This window comes from Burkholderia metallica, assembly GCF_001718555.1.
Classification (GTDB): domain Bacteria; phylum Pseudomonadota; class Gammaproteobacteria; order Burkholderiales; family Burkholderiaceae; genus Burkholderia; species Burkholderia metallica.
In genome coordinates this window covers 1,803,550-1,819,604 of sequence record NZ_CP013401.1, presented here as the reverse complement: position 1 = coordinate 1,819,604, position 16,055 = coordinate 1,803,550, and the positions used below count along the sequence as shown (strand labels likewise).

Annotated in this window: 13 protein-coding genes; 2 read left to right on the top strand and 11 right to left on the bottom strand. The window is 67.2% G+C overall.

The window, feature by feature from the left end; all coding sequences use genetic code 11:
• Window positions 1-14 precede the first annotated feature (14 nt).
• The 7 genes from WJ16_RS08170 to WJ16_RS08150 form a co-directional block, all read right to left on the bottom strand.
• Window positions 15-2,501, bottom strand: coding sequence for a fimbria/pilus outer membrane usher protein (locus WJ16_RS08170; RefSeq protein ID WP_472297412.1), 2,487 nt, complete (start codon window positions 2,499-2,501; stop codon window positions 15-17).
• An 87-nt stretch (window positions 2,502-2,588) separates the two neighbouring features.
• Window positions 2,589-3,101, bottom strand: a complete 513-nt coding sequence (locus tag WJ16_RS08165; protein ID WP_069256626.1) for a fimbrial protein — start codon at window positions 3,099-3,101, stop codon at window positions 2,589-2,591.
• A gap of 208 nt (window positions 3,102-3,309) precedes the next feature.
• Window positions 3,310-3,531 (bottom strand): hypothetical protein, encoded by a 222-nt coding sequence (locus tag WJ16_RS34745; protein ID WP_157126742.1) that lies wholly within the window; start codon window positions 3,529-3,531, stop codon window positions 3,310-3,312.
• Window positions 3,519-3,938 (bottom strand): hypothetical protein, encoded by a 420-nt coding sequence (locus WJ16_RS34740; RefSeq protein WP_157126741.1) that lies wholly within the window; start codon window positions 3,936-3,938, stop codon window positions 3,519-3,521. Before WJ16_RS34740 ends, WJ16_RS34745 begins: the two co-directional genes overlap by 13 nt.
• Before the next feature lie 13 nt (window positions 3,939-3,951).
• Window positions 3,952-5,406, bottom strand: coding sequence for an efflux transporter outer membrane subunit (locus WJ16_RS08160; RefSeq protein WP_069258002.1), 1,455 nt, complete (start codon window positions 5,404-5,406; stop codon window positions 3,952-3,954).
• Window positions 5,406-8,546 (bottom strand): multidrug efflux RND transporter permease subunit, encoded by a 3,141-nt coding sequence (locus tag WJ16_RS08155; protein ID WP_069256625.1) that lies wholly within the window; start codon window positions 8,544-8,546, stop codon window positions 5,406-5,408. The genes WJ16_RS08160 and WJ16_RS08155 overlap by 1 nt, the downstream gene beginning before the upstream one ends.
• Window positions 8,547-8,566: 20 nt before the next feature.
• On the bottom strand, window positions 8,567-9,766 hold the full coding sequence (locus WJ16_RS08150) for a MexX/AxyX family multidrug efflux RND transporter periplasmic adaptor subunit (RefSeq protein ID WP_069256624.1): 1,200 nt from the start codon (window positions 9,764-9,766) through the stop codon (window positions 8,567-8,569).
• A gap of 150 nt (window positions 9,767-9,916) precedes the next feature.
• Here WJ16_RS08150 and WJ16_RS08145 point away from each other — a divergent pair, with 150 nt between their 5' ends.
• Window positions 9,917-10,546 (top strand): TetR family transcriptional regulator, encoded by a 630-nt coding sequence (locus WJ16_RS08145; protein ID WP_069256623.1) that lies wholly within the window; start codon window positions 9,917-9,919, stop codon window positions 10,544-10,546.
• Window positions 10,547-10,926: 380 nt separating this feature from the next.
• The gene (locus tag WJ16_RS08140; protein WP_069256622.1) at window positions 10,927-12,189 is read left to right on the top strand and encodes a M23 family metallopeptidase; all 1,263 of its coding nucleotides are present in this window, start codon (window positions 10,927-10,929) and stop codon (window positions 12,187-12,189) included.
• Window positions 12,190-12,300: 111 nt separating this feature from the next.
• Here the strand turns inward: WJ16_RS08140 and WJ16_RS08135 are convergent, their stop codons facing one another.
• From WJ16_RS08135 to WJ16_RS08120, 4 genes are all read right to left on the bottom strand, one after another.
• Window positions 12,301-13,026, bottom strand: a complete 726-nt coding sequence (locus tag WJ16_RS08135; RefSeq protein ID WP_069256621.1) for an amino acid ABC transporter permease — start codon at window positions 13,024-13,026, stop codon at window positions 12,301-12,303.
• A 2-nt stretch (window positions 13,027-13,028) separates the two neighbouring features.
• Complete coding sequence (locus WJ16_RS08130; protein ID WP_069256620.1) at window positions 13,029-13,751, bottom strand: amino acid ABC transporter permease; 723 nt, start codon at window positions 13,749-13,751, stop codon at window positions 13,029-13,031.
• Window positions 13,752-13,845: 94 nt separating this feature from the next.
• Entirely contained in the window at window positions 13,846-14,661 is an 816-nt protein-coding gene (locus WJ16_RS08125) for an ABC transporter substrate-binding protein (RefSeq protein ID WP_069256619.1), read from the bottom strand.
• A gap of 198 nt (window positions 14,662-14,859) precedes the next feature.
• The gene (locus WJ16_RS08120; protein ID WP_069258001.1) at window positions 14,860-16,035 is read right to left on the bottom strand and encodes a fimbrial protein; all 1,176 of its coding nucleotides are present in this window, start codon (window positions 16,033-16,035) and stop codon (window positions 14,860-14,862) included.
• Window positions 16,036-16,055: the final 20 nt, after the last annotated feature.

The window sequence follows — 16,055 nt, the reverse complement described above, 5'->3', positions numbered from 1 at the left end:
CTGGATCCTTGAATTCATCGTTCGACCCGTGCGGCCGCTGCATGCGACTCGCCGGGCGCGTGGCACGTCACCGGGATCGGCGTGCCTTCGAGCTGGAGCTGGTTCGGCAGCGTGTCGACCGTGCAGAGCGTGCGTTCGCCCGCGCGCACCGCCAGCATCGATTTCGGCTGCACCTGCGTCAGGAACGTCGCACCGCCCTCGCCGACGATGCCGAGTTCCTTGCCGTTCGCCGCGTCCTGCACCGATGCGCCGAACGGCAGCGGCTTGCCGGTCGCGTCGGTCATCGTCAGGTACAGGTTGCTGCCGCGTGCGGCGGAAAACTTCACGAAGCCGATCGCGCCGTCGGTCAGCACCATGCGCTGGATCGGGTTCGACACCTGCACTTCGAGCGGCAGCTTCTCGACGTTGACGGTCGCGTCGTACACGTTGTACGGCGAGATGCCGTCGAGCACCGCATAGCCGCGCGAATCGGTATGCGACAGCGTGCCGGACAGCGGCACGTTGGGCACGCCGTCGGTTGACACCAGCAGGCGCGTGTCGCCCGCATTGCCGTTCGCGTGCGCCGACACGCCGTATTGCGTCGCGACGAACGAGCCGTCGACTTCGAGCGACGCGGCCGCGTACGCGTTGGCGAGCGTCGACGCCTGCGCGGTCAGCTGATACGCGGACGAACGCTGGCGATAGCTCGCGTTCGCCGCCGCGCGTCCGTCGGTCGCGCCCGCGGTGATCTGGTAGGTGCGGCCATCCGGATCGTCGTAGATGTAGCCCGCGTTCACGCTCGTGCTGCCGCTGCCCGTCGTCAGGTTCGACGTGACCGTGTGGCGGCCGCCGATCGGCAACGTCGCGGTGACCGAAACCTGATTGCCGCTCGCCCCTGCGCTCTGGGTCCGGAACGCCGACACGCTCACGTTCAGGTTGCGCAGCGCGCCGATCGAGAACGCGCGCGTGAGCGTGAGGCCGACGCGCTGCTCGTTCGCCCGTTCCCAATAGGTCGTCTGGTCGTACGAGAAATACGTCGACGTATCGCCGAAACGCTTCGACAACGTCGCCGAATAGCGCTGCTTGCTGTTGGCGAGCCCGTACGCGGTCGGGTCGCCGGTGAACTGCGCGAAGTTCGTGTATTCGCGCTCCGAGAAGCGATAGCCGAAGAAACGCACGTCGGCATCGAGCCCGTCGAAGTGCTTCGAATAGTTGATGCGGTACGAGTTGCCGTTGCGCGTCGCGCCGTTCCACCACAGGCGCGCCCGCGCATGCGTGACGTCGGCCGACACCGCGCCGAACGCGCCGAAATCGCGACCCACGCCGAGTGCGATCGACGTGTAGCCGGACGCGGCGATGAACCCGCCATACGCGGTGACGTCGAACGGCAGGCCGTAGGCGATTTCGCCGAAGCCGAAGAACGGCGTGATGCCGGCGCCGCCGAACCGGCGCGGCTTGCCGACGGCGGCCTTGTAGCGCAATTGCCCGGTGCGCGCGAGAAACGGCACGGCAGCCGTCGTCACCTGGAAGCGCTGTACGCTGCCGTCTTCTTCCTCGACCGCGACGTCGAGCGTGCCCTGCACGCTCGTGTTGATGTTCTGCAGCGCGAAGGCGCCCGGCGACACGCGCGTCACGTACAGCACGCGGCCCGCCTGCGACACCGTCACCGTCGCGTTGGTGCGCGCGACGCCCGAGATCAGCGGCGCATAGCCGCGCAGCGAAGGCGGCAGCATGCGGTCGTCGCTGCGGATCGTCGCGCCCGTCAGCGCGAACGTGTCGAAAATGTCCGAGCTCAGGTAGTCCTCGCCGAACGTCGCCGTCGACTGGATCGACGGCAGCGCACGAAATGCGTACAGCCGGCTGAAGCGGAACGAGCGGTCCGCGTACACCTGGCTGCCCACGTTCGATTGCGCCTGGTAGTCGCCGCGCAGGCGCCACGCACCCCAGTTCGCGCCAACCGTCCCGTAGGCCTGGATCGCATTCGTCTGGCTGCCGCCCGTGCCGAAATTGCGGTTCGTGTTCGCGATCACGCGATAGTCGAGCATCGCGCCCGGAATCCCTTCGGACCAGCGCGCCGGCGGCAGGTAGTTCGAGTCGCTGAATTCGAGCGCGGCCTGCGGAATGGTGATCTTGACCCGCCCGTCGCTTTTCAGGTAACGCACGGTCGCCCCCTCGATCGCGTCGAGGCTCACGCAACGCCCGCCCTGCCAGCGCGGCAGGTCCTTCACGAGCGACGGCTTCAACCCGAACTGCGCGACGAGTTCCGGCCGCAGGCACGGCTTGCCCGCGCCCGACGCATCGACGGCGATGAATTCGATGGCCTGCAGCCCGTAGAACAGGTCGTTGACCTGAACGTCGAGCATGTACTCGCCCGGCAGCGTGAAGTCGGGCTGCGAGAACTGCGACAGGTCGACGTTGTTCGAGCCGTCGATATTCAGGAACGACGAATTGAATTCCGTCGCATGGCTCTGGCTGCCGACAACCAGCACGGAGACGCAAAGGAAGGAATGTCTGATTCGCACGCGGCGCTACCGAAAGTCCGGGGAGAAGAGAACGAGGGAGAGAAAAGAAGGAGGAAGGGATGTCCACCCCTCCTCCGATACCGACGCTTACAGGTAGCGAACCGTGAAGTTCGCAACGGCATCGGCGGTACCCGGCGTCACGCCGGCAGCCGTTGCTTCGTAGCGCGCGCCGAACTTCACGACGTTGTCGCCGTTCGACAGCACCGTCGGCGCAGCTTGCTCGACGCCGTTGTCGAGGTCTTCACCCGACGAGCTCTGCAGGCGGATGCCGACGTTGGTCGCGGAGCCGATCGTCGCGATCAGCTTCGGCTGCGTTGCGTTCGACGTGCCCGTGAACGTGAACTTCGCCTGCTTCGAAACGCTGGTGTCGCAATCCGTCAGCTTGATCTCGAAGGGGACCAGGCCGGACTTGTCGCCGGCCTGCTTGAACACGTTGGTCGGCACCTTGCCGAGTTGCACGGTCTGGTTGACCGAACCCGCATCGATGCCGCATGCGCCCGCGACGATCTCGCCCGTGAAGTTGATCGTGCCGGTACCCGCTGCGAAGGCCGAGCTCGACAGGGCCGCGAGTGCGACAGCGGTCAGGAGAGATTTTTTCATGACGTTTCCCGTAAGGAGTGCAAATGGAATAGATGACGTGGCGGACACAAACGGCAGCGCATGGTGGGCTCCCGTCCGTCACGAGGCCGCATTATCGAGATAATCGTGAAAGTTTTTTGTAAATCATTGTCAAATGCTTCTGACAATGTCCGATTCCTCTCTCTAACTCGGCACCATTTCCTGCCGATTCTCAATCGCTTCGTTTTTATCAGCAGTCCTTTTCCATTTTCCGGAAGCAATTGAAGATTAAAGAGATTTCCAGAAACGAACCGCCACTGCCCGGCTCGCCCTTGCCAGTATTGGCTTTCGCGAGACCCACCCGGAAAATGACAAAACCCTGTCCAACGCCGCCACCGTTGCATGACGACAACACCAATATCAAATCATTTTCAACAAACAGGAAATTAAAACGGCAATTCAATCGCCCCATCTATTTTGCGCAAACGATTGCGCAATATGTACAAACGTTTTGCTGCGACACTTTGCCGCCGCCATTATTTCCAATACATTGATTAATCCGATCGTCAATTGCGAATCGGAAATCACGTGCATACGCGGCCGCCGGAATCCGATATTCGGCAGCATCTCGAGCGGGAAAAAGGAGAAACGGAGAAACGGCCCGCACACGTTCGCACGCAATGGCGACACGCGTGCTCGCCGCACACGCGCCGTGGCGAGCCGTGTCCGTGCGTGCTGCTGCAGGGTGAAAGACGTCCGGGCCGGACTGTCGCGGGAGAGAGAGGATGGCGCGAAAACCGCGCCCTCCTCCGAAGAAGAAACGGCGGCGGCACGTCGCAACGTACCGCCGCCGTCGTGCCGCCCGATGCGTTCTCGCATCGGGCGACGGGTATTACGCGGAGGCCGCGGCCTCCGCCGACGCCGGCGACCAGCCGCCGCCGAGCGCGCGGTACAGCGCGATCGCATTCGCGAGCCTGAGCTGCTTGAGCCGGATCAGCTCCTGCCCCGACTCGTACGTGCTGCGCTGCGCGTCGAGCAGTTCGAGATACGTCGCGACACCGCCCGCGTAGCGACGCTCCGCGAGCTTCAGCCGCGCGCCGTCGGCCGCATACACGTCCTGCTGCGCGGCGAGCTGCCGATCGATCCAGTCGCGTGCGGCGAACGCGTCGGCCACTTCGCGGAACGCGGTCTGCACCGTCTTCTCGTAATCGGCCACCGCGATGTGCTTGCGTGCGTTCGCGACGTCGAGGTTCGCGCGATTGCGCCCGCCCGCGAAGATCGGCAGCGTGATGCGCGGCGCGAACGTCCACACGCTCGTGCCGCCCGCAAACAGGCTCGAAAACGCGTCGCTGACCGAGCCGTAGTCGCTCGTCAGCGCGATGCGCGGAAAGAACGCCGCACGCGCCGCGCCGATCTGCGCATTGGCCGCCTTGAGCCTCGCTTCCGCCTGCCGGATGTCCGGCCGCCGTTCGAGCAGCGCACTCGGTGCGCCGGGCGCCACGGGCGCGATCGACAACGTGTCGAGCGCGGTGGCGTCGCCGGGCACGTTGCGTGCGAAGTCGCCCGCGAGCAGCTGCAGCGCCCGCACGGACTGCCCGTGCTCGCGCTGCAGCGCGGCCTGCGACGCGCGCGCGGAGGCCACCAGCATCTCGGCCGAGCGCAGCTCGATCGCGTCGCTCGTGCCGGCCGCGTAGCGGCGCTGCGTGAGCGCGGCCATGCGCTCGCGCGCGTCGAGCGTGCGCTGCGCCAGCGCGAGCTGCTCGTGCAGCGCGCGCTCCGACACATACGCGCCCGCCACGTCGGCGATCACGCCGATGCGCACCGTGCGTTGCGCGTCCGCCGTCGCGAAATATTCGGCGAGCGCCGCATCGGACAGGCTGCGGACGCGGCCGAACAGGTCGAGCTCGTACGCACTGACGCCGACGCCCGCGCGATACAGCCCGCTGATCGCGCTCTGGCGCACGACCGGGTCGTACTGGCGCGCACGTTCGTAGCCGACATTTGCGTCGACCGACGGCATCAGGTCCGCGCGCTGCACGCCGTACAGCGCACGCGCTTCCTCGAGCCGGCCGGCCGCGATCCGCATGTCGCGGTTGTTCGCGAGCGCCGCGTCGATCCACGCCCGCAGAGACGCATCGGTAAAGTACGTGCGCCAGTCGTCGAGCAGCGCGGCGTCGGCGGGCGACGCCGCCGCGGGCGCGGCGCCGCCGTCGAGCGGCGCGTAAGTCGCCGGCACCGGCGCCGCCGGCCGCTCGTAACGCGGCGCGAGCGTGCAGCCGGCCAGCGCGAGCGCGGCGGCCAGCCCGATCCGGGCCCGCAGCGCGGCGCGTGCATTCAGCGCAAACATCATGGTTGCGAACCCTCCATCTTCGCCGGCTGCGCACCGCCGCGCCGGCGCGGGCCGACGTCGAACAGGCGGCCGACGATCACGAAAAACAGCGGCACGAGGAACACCGCGAACACGGTCGCGGTGATCACGCCGCCGAGCACGCCGGTGCCGATCGCCATCTGCGCGCCGGATGCGGCACCCGACGCGAACGCGAGCGGCAGCACGCCGACACCGAACGCGAGCGACGTCATCACGATCGGGCGCAGCCGCAGGCGCGCGGCTTCGAGCGCCGCATCGACGAGCGACATGCGCTGCGCGACGAGATCCTTCGCGACTTCAACGATCAGGATCGCGTTCTTCGCGGACAGCCCGATCGTCGCGATCAGCCCCACCTTGAAATAGATGTCGTTCGGCATCGCCCGCAGCGTGACGCCGAGCACCGCGCCGATCACGCCGAGCGGCACGACCAGCATCACCGCGAACGGAATCGACCAGCTCTCGTAGAGCGCCGCGAGCGCGAGGAACACGACGAGCACCGACAGCGCGAACAGCATCGGCGCCTGCGCGCCCGACAGCCGCTCCTCGAACGACTGCCCCGACCACGCGTAGCCGACGCCGGCCGGCAGCTTCGCGGCGAGCTGCTCGATCGCGGCCATCGCTTCGCCGCTGCTGTGGCCTGCCGCGGCCGCCCCGTTGATCGTGAACGACGGATAGCCGTTGTAGCGCGTGAGCTGCGGCGGCCCGAGCGTCCAGTGCAGCGTGGTGAACGCCGCGAGCGGCACCATCTCGCCGTGCGTGTTGCGCACGCGCAGCTTCTTCACGTCGTCCGGATCGAGCCGGTGCAGCCCGTCGGCCTGCACCATCACGCGCCGCACCTGCGTGCCGTGCATGAAGTCGCCGATATAGTCGGAGCCGAACATCACCGCGAGCGTCGTGTTGATCTCGTCCATCGACACGCCGAGCGCGGACGCCTTCGCGCGATCGATGTCGAGCTTCAGTTGCGGCGCGTCCTGCGTGCCGGCGAACATCAGGTCGGTGAGCGCCGGATGCTGGTGCCCCGCCGCGAGCAGTTGCTCGCGCGCGGCGCTGAACGTCGCATAGTCGAGCCCGCCGCGGTTCTGCAGCCGGAAGTCGAAGCCGCTCGTCGAGCCGAGATCGGGCAGCGCGGGCGAGTTCATCGCGAACACCGTCGTGTTCGGCGTGCCCGCGAAGCGCTCGTTGACACGCGCGACGATCGCCTGCACGTGATCGTGCGCGGCCTTGCGATCCTTCCAGTTCTTCAGCGTGACGAAGATCATCCCGCCGTTCGGCCCTTCGCCGTACAGGTTGAAGCCGCCGAGCGCATACGTGAACGCGGTCGGCTCGTCGCGGCGCAGGGTCGCTTCGACTTCCCGCACGCTCTGCATCGTTTCCGCGAGCGGCGTGCCTTGCGGGCGGATCACCATCACCATGAAGTTGCCCTGGTCCTCGTCCGGCAGGAACGCGGTCGGCAGCTGCGTGAGCATCAGCGCCGCGACGCCGGCAAGCGCGCCGTACACGACGAGCCAGCGCACCGGCTTCTTCAGCATCGTGCCGACGCGCGTCGCGTAGCGCTGCGTCGCGCGCGCGACGAAGCGGTTGAACCAGCCGAAGAAGCCGCGCTTCTCGTGATGGTCGCCCGACACCGGCTTGAGCAGCGTCGCGCACAGCGCGGGCGTCAGCGACAGCGCGAGGAAGGCCGAGAAGCCGATCGACACCGCGAGCGACAGCGCGAACTGCCGGTAGATGTTGCCCACCGCGCCGCCGAAGAACGCCATCGGCACGAACACCGACGTCAGCACCACGGTGATCCCGACGATCGCGCCGCTGATCTGCGTCATCGCCTTGACGGTCGCGTCGTACGGCCCGAGCCCTTCCTCGACCATCAGCCGCTCGACGTTCTCGACCACGACGATCGCATCGTCGACGAGAATGCCGATCGCGAGCACCATCCCGAACATCGTCAGCACGTTGATCGAGAAGCCGGCCGCATACATCACGCCGAACGTGCCCGCGAGCGCGACCGGCACGACGAGCGTCGGGATCAGCGTCGCACGCAGGTTCTGCATGAACAGGAACATCACGAGGAACACCAGCACGCCGGCCTCGATCAGCGTCGTGACGACCTTGTTCATCGACACGCGCACGAACGACGACGTCTCGTACGGGATCTGGTATTTCACGCCCGGCGGGAAGTACGCGGACAGCTCGTCCATCGTCGCGCGCACGCGCTTCTCGGTGGAGACCGCGTTCGAGCCCGGCGCGAGCTTGATGCCCATTCCGGTCGCGACCTTGCCGTTCACGTACGACGGGTAGTTGTAGTCGTTGCCGCCGAACTCCACGCGGGCGACGTCGCGCAGATACAGCGCGGAGCCGTCGGCCTGCGTACGCAGCGCGATCGCGCCGAAATCGGCCGGCGTCTTCAGCGGCGCATCGGCGAACACGGTCGCCGCGATCGGCGCGCTGGCCGGCACCGCGCTGCGGCCGATGTCGCCGATCGTCACGCGCGCGTTGTGCGCACGCACCGCCGATGCGATATCCGACGCGGTAAGACCGTGCCCGGCCATCTTCACCGGGTCGGGCCAGATCCGCATCGCATACTCGGCGCCCCAGAACTGCACCTTGCCGACGCCGTCGACGCGACGCAGCGCCTGCACGACGTTCGCCGACGCGTATTCGCCGAGCTGCACGGCGCTCATCCGGCCGTCGTCGGACGTCAGCGACACCACGAACTGGATGTTGTCGGCGGCCTTCTCGACCTGGATGCCGTCGCGCCGCACCGGTTCGGGCAGCCGCGCCTCGACCGTCTTCAGCCGGTTCTGCACTTCGACGGCCGCGAGATCGGCGTTCACGCCCTGCTTGAACGTCAGGTACAGCGACGCCGCCCCGGCGCTGCTCGTCGCCGACGTATACATCAGCCCCGGCGCGCCGTTCATTTCGCGCTCGATCAGCGCGGTCACCGATTCCTCGACGACCTGCGCGGATGCGCCCGGGTACGTCGCATAGATGCTGACGACGGGCGGCGCGATGTCCGGGTACTGCGCCACGGGCAGCGCGCGGATCGCGAACAGGCCGCCCAGCATGATGAAGATTGCGATCACCCACGCGAAGACGGGGCGATCGATGAAGAAACGTGCCATGGTGGTGTGGTGTTAACCAGTCAGGTTTGACGGGCAGCCGCCTGCGAAGCGGCCGCTGCCGGCGCCGCGTTCGACGGCGGCGCCTTCTCGACGGCCTTGACGGTCGTATCGGGCGCGAATTGCGCGGCGTCATCGACGATCACGCGCTCGCCGCCCGCGAGACCGCGCGTGATGCGCCAGTCGCGGCCGCTCATCTGGTCGGCGGCGACCTCGACGTCCTTGACCTTGCCGTTCGTGCCGACGACCCGCACCGACGTGCGGTCGGCCGTGCGCAGCAGCGCATCGCGCGGCACGAGGATCGCCCGCTGGTCCACCGCCGTATCGAGCGCGATCCGCACGTACGCGCCCGGCAGCAGCTCGCGCTCCGGATTCGGGAACAGCGCGCGCATCGCGACGGTGTCGGTGGTCGGATCGACCGCCAGATCGCTGAACAGCAGCTTGCCCTTCAGCGGATACGCGGTGCCGTCGGCGCGCAGCAGCGTCACCGCGATGTCGTGCTGCGCGATACCCGTCGCCCGCCCGCTCTTCACCGCGCGGCGCAGCGCGTCGACATCCGCCGCCGGCTGCGAGAAGTTCACGTAGATCGGATCGAGCTGCTCGACGGTCGTGAGCGGCGTTGCCTGGTCCTGGCCAACGAGCGCGCCTTCGGTGACGAGCGCGCGCCGCGCGCGGCCCGCGATCGGCGCGGTGACGGTCGCATAGTCGAGCTGCAGTTGCGCGCGGGCGAGCTCGGCCCGCGCGGACGCGACGTCGGCCTTCGCCTGCGTGTCGGCCGCGACGGCCTCGGTGTGGTCGCGCTCGCTCACCGCGCGATCGCGCACGAGATCGTCGTAACGGCGGCGCTTGTCGCTCGCCGCGAGCGCGGCGGCCTGCGCCTTCGCGAGCGCGCCCTGCGCGGCGTCGCGCGCGGCCTTCAGCGGCGCGGGATCGATGCGGAACAGCACCGCGCCCTGCTTCACTTCCTGGCCTTCCTCGTACGTGCGCGCGGTGACGATGCCCGCGACCCGCGCGCGCACTTGCGCCTGCCGGTACGCGTCGAGCCGGCCCGGCAATTCGACGGTCATCGGCACGGCCGTCGGCCGCACCGTCACGACCGTCGCCTGTTTCGCGGCCTCCGGCGCGGCATCCTTGTCGCCCTTTCCACATCCGGCCAGGGCCAGCACGGCCGCCAGCGCGAACGGCGCCAGCCGGTGGCGCAACACGGAGCGATTGTTATTCATGTGTGACCTCGGATCGTTCGCCACCGATACAATGCGGCGGCTCAGGGTGGCCGATTATAATCAGTCACGACTGATTAAATACACGCTGTTTCAATCCGACCGCCACACTGTCTCAATAAAACGACAGCGAACTGTAAGGAATTTCCCCACATGGCCCGCAAGACCCGCGAAGAATCGCTCGCCATCAAGCACCGGATCCTCGACGCCGCCGAGCTGGTGCTGCTCGACAAGGGTGTCGCGCAAACCGCGATGGCGGATCTCGCCGAAGCCGCCGGGATGTCGCGCGGCGCCGTCTACGGCCACTACCGCAACAAGATGGAAGTGTGTCTCGCGATGTGCGACCGCGCGTTCGCCCGCACGTCGGAAGGCTTCGACGCCGGCGACGGACTGCCGCCGCTCGCCACGCTGCGGCGCGCCGCATCGCACTATCTGCAGGAATGCGGGGAGCCGGGGCCGATGCAGCGCGTGCTCGTGATCCTCTATACGAAGTGCGAGCAGAGCGAGGAAAACGGCGCACTGCAGCGCCGCCGCATGCTGCTCGAGCTGCAGATGCTGCGGATCACGAAGGCGCTGCTGCGCCGCGCGATCGCGGCCGGCGAAATCGCCGCCGATCTCGACGTGCATCTGGCCGCCGTCTATCTCGTGTCGCTGCTCGAAGGCGTGTTCGCGTCGATGATCTGGACCAACCGGCTGCGCGGCAACCTGTGGAACGACGCCGAGGCGATGCTCGACGCCGGTTTCGACACCGTGCGGACGTCCGCCGCATTACGCTGCCGATGATGCAGCCGACGACGCAGCCGCGCGCACAAATTGCCGAACTGATGTAAATCGTCGTAATAAATGCTGATTTAGCCCGACTTACCGCACTGCGAAACGAATGAGCTGACCCTCTTTAAAATTTTTAACGTTTCGCGGAACATCGGTAGACTGACGCTGTCATCTTTCTTTAGCGTCTTCGTGATAACCGGGTTCGACCCGATATGCACGCCGCCGTTCGAAGCGGGCCCGCCCCGCGCGTTGGGTCGAACGGAAACGACACAGGCCCCTGGCGGGGCCTGTTTTGTTGCACGCCCGCCGCCCGCCCCGTCGTCGCCCGACGGATGTGCCGCCGGCGGCCCCTGCCCACACCCCTTTGAACCGCTTTCCTGGATGTGGACATCTTGGTCAAGTCTGTCGCTACACCTGATGCTTTCGCGCCCGGCCGCGCGCAGCGTATTGTGCGCGCGCTCGTGCCGGCCGCCGTGCTCGGCGCCCTCGCCGCACTCGGCCTCGCTGCGCTGCCGGCCGTGTCGCAGTTGCCGGGCGCCGTCGAGTCGGGCACGGCCGCGCTGCCGCAGCGCGTGCTGTCCGATACCCCGTTTCCCACCGCGCAGCATTTCGTGACGAGCGAACTCGCCCGCACGATCGGCGAGCCCAACGATGCCGGCGAACGTATCGACCGCAGCCAGCAGCCGGGCCTGTTCGCGCCGCTCAGCGCGCACCGCAACGACATGCTCGGCTATGCGAACCTGTTCCAGTTCGCCGCCCCTGAAAAACAGCACGGGATGCGCGCGGGCGACATCGAGCTCACGCTGTCCGATACGCTGAACCGTCTCGACGTGCCGCCCGAGGTGCGCATCCAGCTCGGCGATCTCGTCAGCGGCAAGGTCGCGATGCGGGCGAGCGCGCAGCGCGGCGACTACTACCGCGTCGCGTTCGATACGAATGACGGCACGCCGCGTCTCACCGCGTTCGAACTGCGTGTGGCCGGCCGCACGTTTGGCGCGATCTGGTTCCGCGCGCCGGGCGCCGAGCACGGCGCGTACTACACGCTCGACGGCGCGCCGCTCGAAGCCGCCGCCTTCACGATGCCGGTCAAGTGGACGCGCATCAGCTCGTTCTTCGGCGAGCGCATCCATCCGCTGTCGCAGGCGATGGCGTTCCACACGGGCGTCGATCTCGCCGCGCCGAGCGGCACGCCCGTCGATGCGGCAGCCGACGGCGTCGTGTCGTTCGTCGGCACAGATCCGGGCGGTTACGGCCGCTATGTGATCGTGGATCACGCCGATGGTTACTCGACCTACTACGCGCACCTGTCCGCGTTCGCGCGCGGCCTGAAGACGGGCGAAACCGTGAAGCAGGGCCAGCGCATTGGCTCGGTCGGGATGACTGGCGCCGCCACGGGCCCGCACCTGCACTTCGAGGTGCGCGTCGCGAACGATCCGGTCGACCCGCTCGTCACGCTCGCGAGCGCGCAGACGGCGCTGTCCGACATGCAGCTCACCGCGTTCCGCCAGGAAGCGGCGCAATGGCGCTTCCGCCTCGCATCGGTCAATACGGCACCGTTCGCGTTCGCGCAGAACGACGGGCCGCTGTGGGGCGATTTCGCGATCGACACGTCGACGCTGCGCGCGGTGTTCAATACGCACTACAGCGCGTCCTGACGCTGACGGGTCGACGCGCCCGGGCAGCGGCGCTACGGCCCGCTGCGGGTCACCCCGCGCCGTCGATCTGCATTGCATGCAACGCGCAGCACGCGTCGCCTGCGCGCGCCCTCACCGCGCCGGCTCGGTCCGTTCGGCCGCTGCCTGCTCGACGCGCTCCGCCCTCGGCCGCCGCGACAGCAACCAGCGCGCGGCACCGTCAAGCGACGTGCACAGCACCAGATAGATCAGCGCGACGAACAGGAAGATCGGCGCCGGATACACCATCAGCCGGTTGTTCACCTGGGTCGCGACGAACGACAGTTCCGGCACGCCGACGATATACGCGAGCGACGTATCCTTCACGAGCGCGACCCACTGGTTGACGAACGACGGCGTCATGATCCGAATCGCCTGCGGCAGCAGCACGTAGCGCACCGTCTGCCAGCGCGTGAGCCCGAGCGACAGCCCCGCCTGCCGTTGCCCGTCGCCGGCCGCGACGATGCCCGCATGCACCGCGTGCGCGAGATACGCGCCGCCGATCAGCGCGAGCGCGCACACGACCGTCGCGAGCCCCGGCACGTCCATGTGCAGCAGCACGGGCATCAGGAAATACGTCCAGAAGATCAGCATCAGCACCGGAATCGCGCGGAAGAAGCCGATGAACGCGAGCAGCAGCACGCGTGCGGGACCGCGTGCGAGCGCCATGGCAACGCCAAGCGCCACGCCGAGCACGGCCGATGCGGCCGCCGATGCGATCGCCAACACCAGCGACAGCGCGGCGCCGCCTAGCGGGCCGTCCGGAAATGCGCCGACGAGCAGGTACGGCAGATTGGAGAGAAGCAGCGAAAGATCCATCGTCAACGCCCCGCTCCGAGCCGGTCGCGCCATTGCGTGGCCGCATACGCACCGGCCTCGATCGCGGCCACCGCCGCGACGTACAGCACGGTCGCCACGCCGAACGCGGCGAACGTCTTGAACGTCTCCGTCTCGACCTGTCGCGATGCATACGACAGCTCGGCCACGCCGATCGCCATCGCGAGCGACGAGTTCTTTACGAGATTCATGTATTGGCCGAACAGCGGCGGCAATGCGATTCGCACGGCCTGCGGCAGCACGACGTAGCGCAACGACTGCATCGGCGTAAGGCCGAGCGCGGCCGCCGCGTCGTGTTGCGCGCGCCGCACGCCGCGCAGGCCCGCTTCGCATTCCTCAGCGACGAACGCGGCCGTATACGCGCTCAACCCGACCCAGCCCGCGACGAATTCGAACGACGGCCACGCAAGCGCGAACGGGCCCACGCTCACCGCATGGCGCGCGTTCAGCCATGCGATCCACGTATCGGGCAGCAACGACGCGACGCCGAAATACCAGAACAACAACTGCACCAGCAGCGGCGTATTGCGAAACGCGACGACGTACGCGGCCGCCACCGCACGCGGCGCGGCGCCGCGCGCATGCCGCATGACCGCGAGCAGCAGCCCGCCCGCGGTCGCGGCGACGGCCGACGCAGCCGCGAGGCCGAGCGTCAGCAGGAAGCCCTGCCAGAGCCAGGACAGATATTTGGGAGCCAGCCCGAGCATGTCGTGTTGCGGGCGCGAAGCGCGCGATCGGAGAAATACGAATCGCGCCGCGCGGCCGGGGGGCCGGCCGAGCGCGGCGCGCGTGTGATGGGAATCAGGTCTTGTCGCCGATCCGGAAGATGCGCGTGAGCGGCGTCTTCGTCGTCGGGCCGAACCATGCGTCGTAGATCTGCACGGCGCGGCCGTTCGCCTCGAGCCCCTTCAGCGTGTCGTTGACGAAACCGAGCAGGCGCGTCTCGCCCTTCGGCACGCCTACACCCATGTAGTCGTTCGAGATCGTGAACGGCGGGATCTCGTAGTTCTGCTTGTCGGGCACGTTCGCGAGCAGCCCGATCAGCTTCGGGCCGTCCTGCGTGATCGCCTGCACGTTGCCTGCGCGCAGTGCGGCGAACGCGAACGGCGTGTCGTCGTACGCGACGATCGTCGCCTTCGGGAATTTCTCGCGCAGCGTGATTTCGTTGGTCGTGCCCTTGTCGGCGCCGACACGCAGCCCGTTCAGTTGCTCGGCCGATTTCAGCACGCCCTTCTTCGCGAGAAACTGCTGGCCCGACGAGAAGTACGGAATGCTGAAGTCGACCTGCTTCGCGCGCTCGTCGGTGATCGTGAAGTTCGCGAGCACGAGGTCGACCTTGCCGGACGTCAGGAACGGAATGCGGTTCGCCGGATTGGTCGGCTGCAGTTGCAGCTTCACGCCGAGCTTGTCGGCAAGCGCCTTCGCATAGTCGACGTCGAGACCGACGATGTGATTGCTTTTGCCGTCGACATAGCCGAACGGCGGATTGCTGTCGAACGTCGCAACGCGCAGCACGCCGGCCTTCTTGATGTCGTCGAGACGGTCCGCGTGCGCGACGGTGCCGGCGGTGATGAGTGCAGCCCCGACGAGCCACGTAGCGAGAGTGTGGATTTTCATGAGCACGACCTGATTTGTTATGAAGGCCGCCGCGGATCGCGCGGCGGCCCGGTTCGAAGAACATCGCGACGGAGTGTGTCGTCGCGAAGCCGCTAACGTATCAGCGCGTGCGGCGAATCCGAACCAACAAATGGTGCTTTGCTCAGCGGGTTTCGTGATGAAGCGGGGCCGGCCCGATCGCAAAGCCGCCCGTCGCGTTCACGGAAAAGTAAACGAGAATTCCGCGCCGCCGCCGGCATAGCCGGGCTGCAGCTCGGCGTCCGCACCGGTACGAATGTACTGCGCGCGCAACGGCATCACGGCCATGTCGCCGGTGCGACGCATCGGATACTGGGTGGCCGTACCCGGCTCGCCGTACGCAATCCGCTCGCCGGTCAGCGCATTCGTCATCACGATGTTGAACCCGCGCGCGACCGTCTGCCCGGCAGGCGCGCTCAATTGCAGCAGCGTCTTGTCCGGATTCGGCTGTGCGGCCTTGTCGCGGAAACTGATCGACGGCTTTGCCGCTGCCGCGCACTGGCTGAGCGCGATATCGAAACTGACCGGCTTCGACATCGCATTCACGCTGGGAAAATTGCTGATCGCGAAATTGCCGAGCGTCACCGGCACGATCATGTTCGACTGGATCTCGCAGCGGTTCGGCACATGGATCTCGCATTCGCTGCCGATGCAGACGTTGCCGACGCCGACAAAGGTCTTCACCTGCTTGCACAGGTTGGGCGGCGTTGTCTGTCCCGGCACCGTCACCGTGCTGCCTATCGATGCGGCGCCTTTCGGAAAGTCGATCGCATAAATCGCGACGGTCGGATTGCCAGGCAGGTTCTTGATGATCAGCTTGCCCTGCGGCAGTTGCGAGACAGGCTTGTCGAGCACCAGAAACTGCCGGAAGCGCATCATCCGTATATCGTTGCCGGCTTCTCCCGATCGAATGAGTTCGGTCTTTGCGGTTACCATCGGCAGTGCATCTTGCCGCAGCGTGCGTTCCCCGCCGTCGTCGGACACGCCGGCCCATTTGAAGCCGATTCCGCTCACATTCGTCTGCGCCACACCGTCTGCGATAACGCTGCCCGGCATCCAGTGTGCGGCACTCGTCAGTTCGCGCGCGGCCGGTGCGGGGCCGTACTTGAACGAGACCATCAGAGAAACCGTGCGTTGATACAGGATCGCGCCGACCGGCGTCGTACTCGTCAACGGCGTGATCATGCGCCAGGATGACGCGTCGGGATTGCTGAACGCGCAATCCAGCGCCATCGCGCCACTACCGCCTTGCGCCATTGCGTGCGTGGCGAATGCAAGACCCATATACCCCGCCGTCGCCAGGCGACGCATCGCCCGGCCGGCTCGCGCGAGCCGGCGCCATCGAATCGTCTTCATGCTGCCCTCCCGTTGAACCG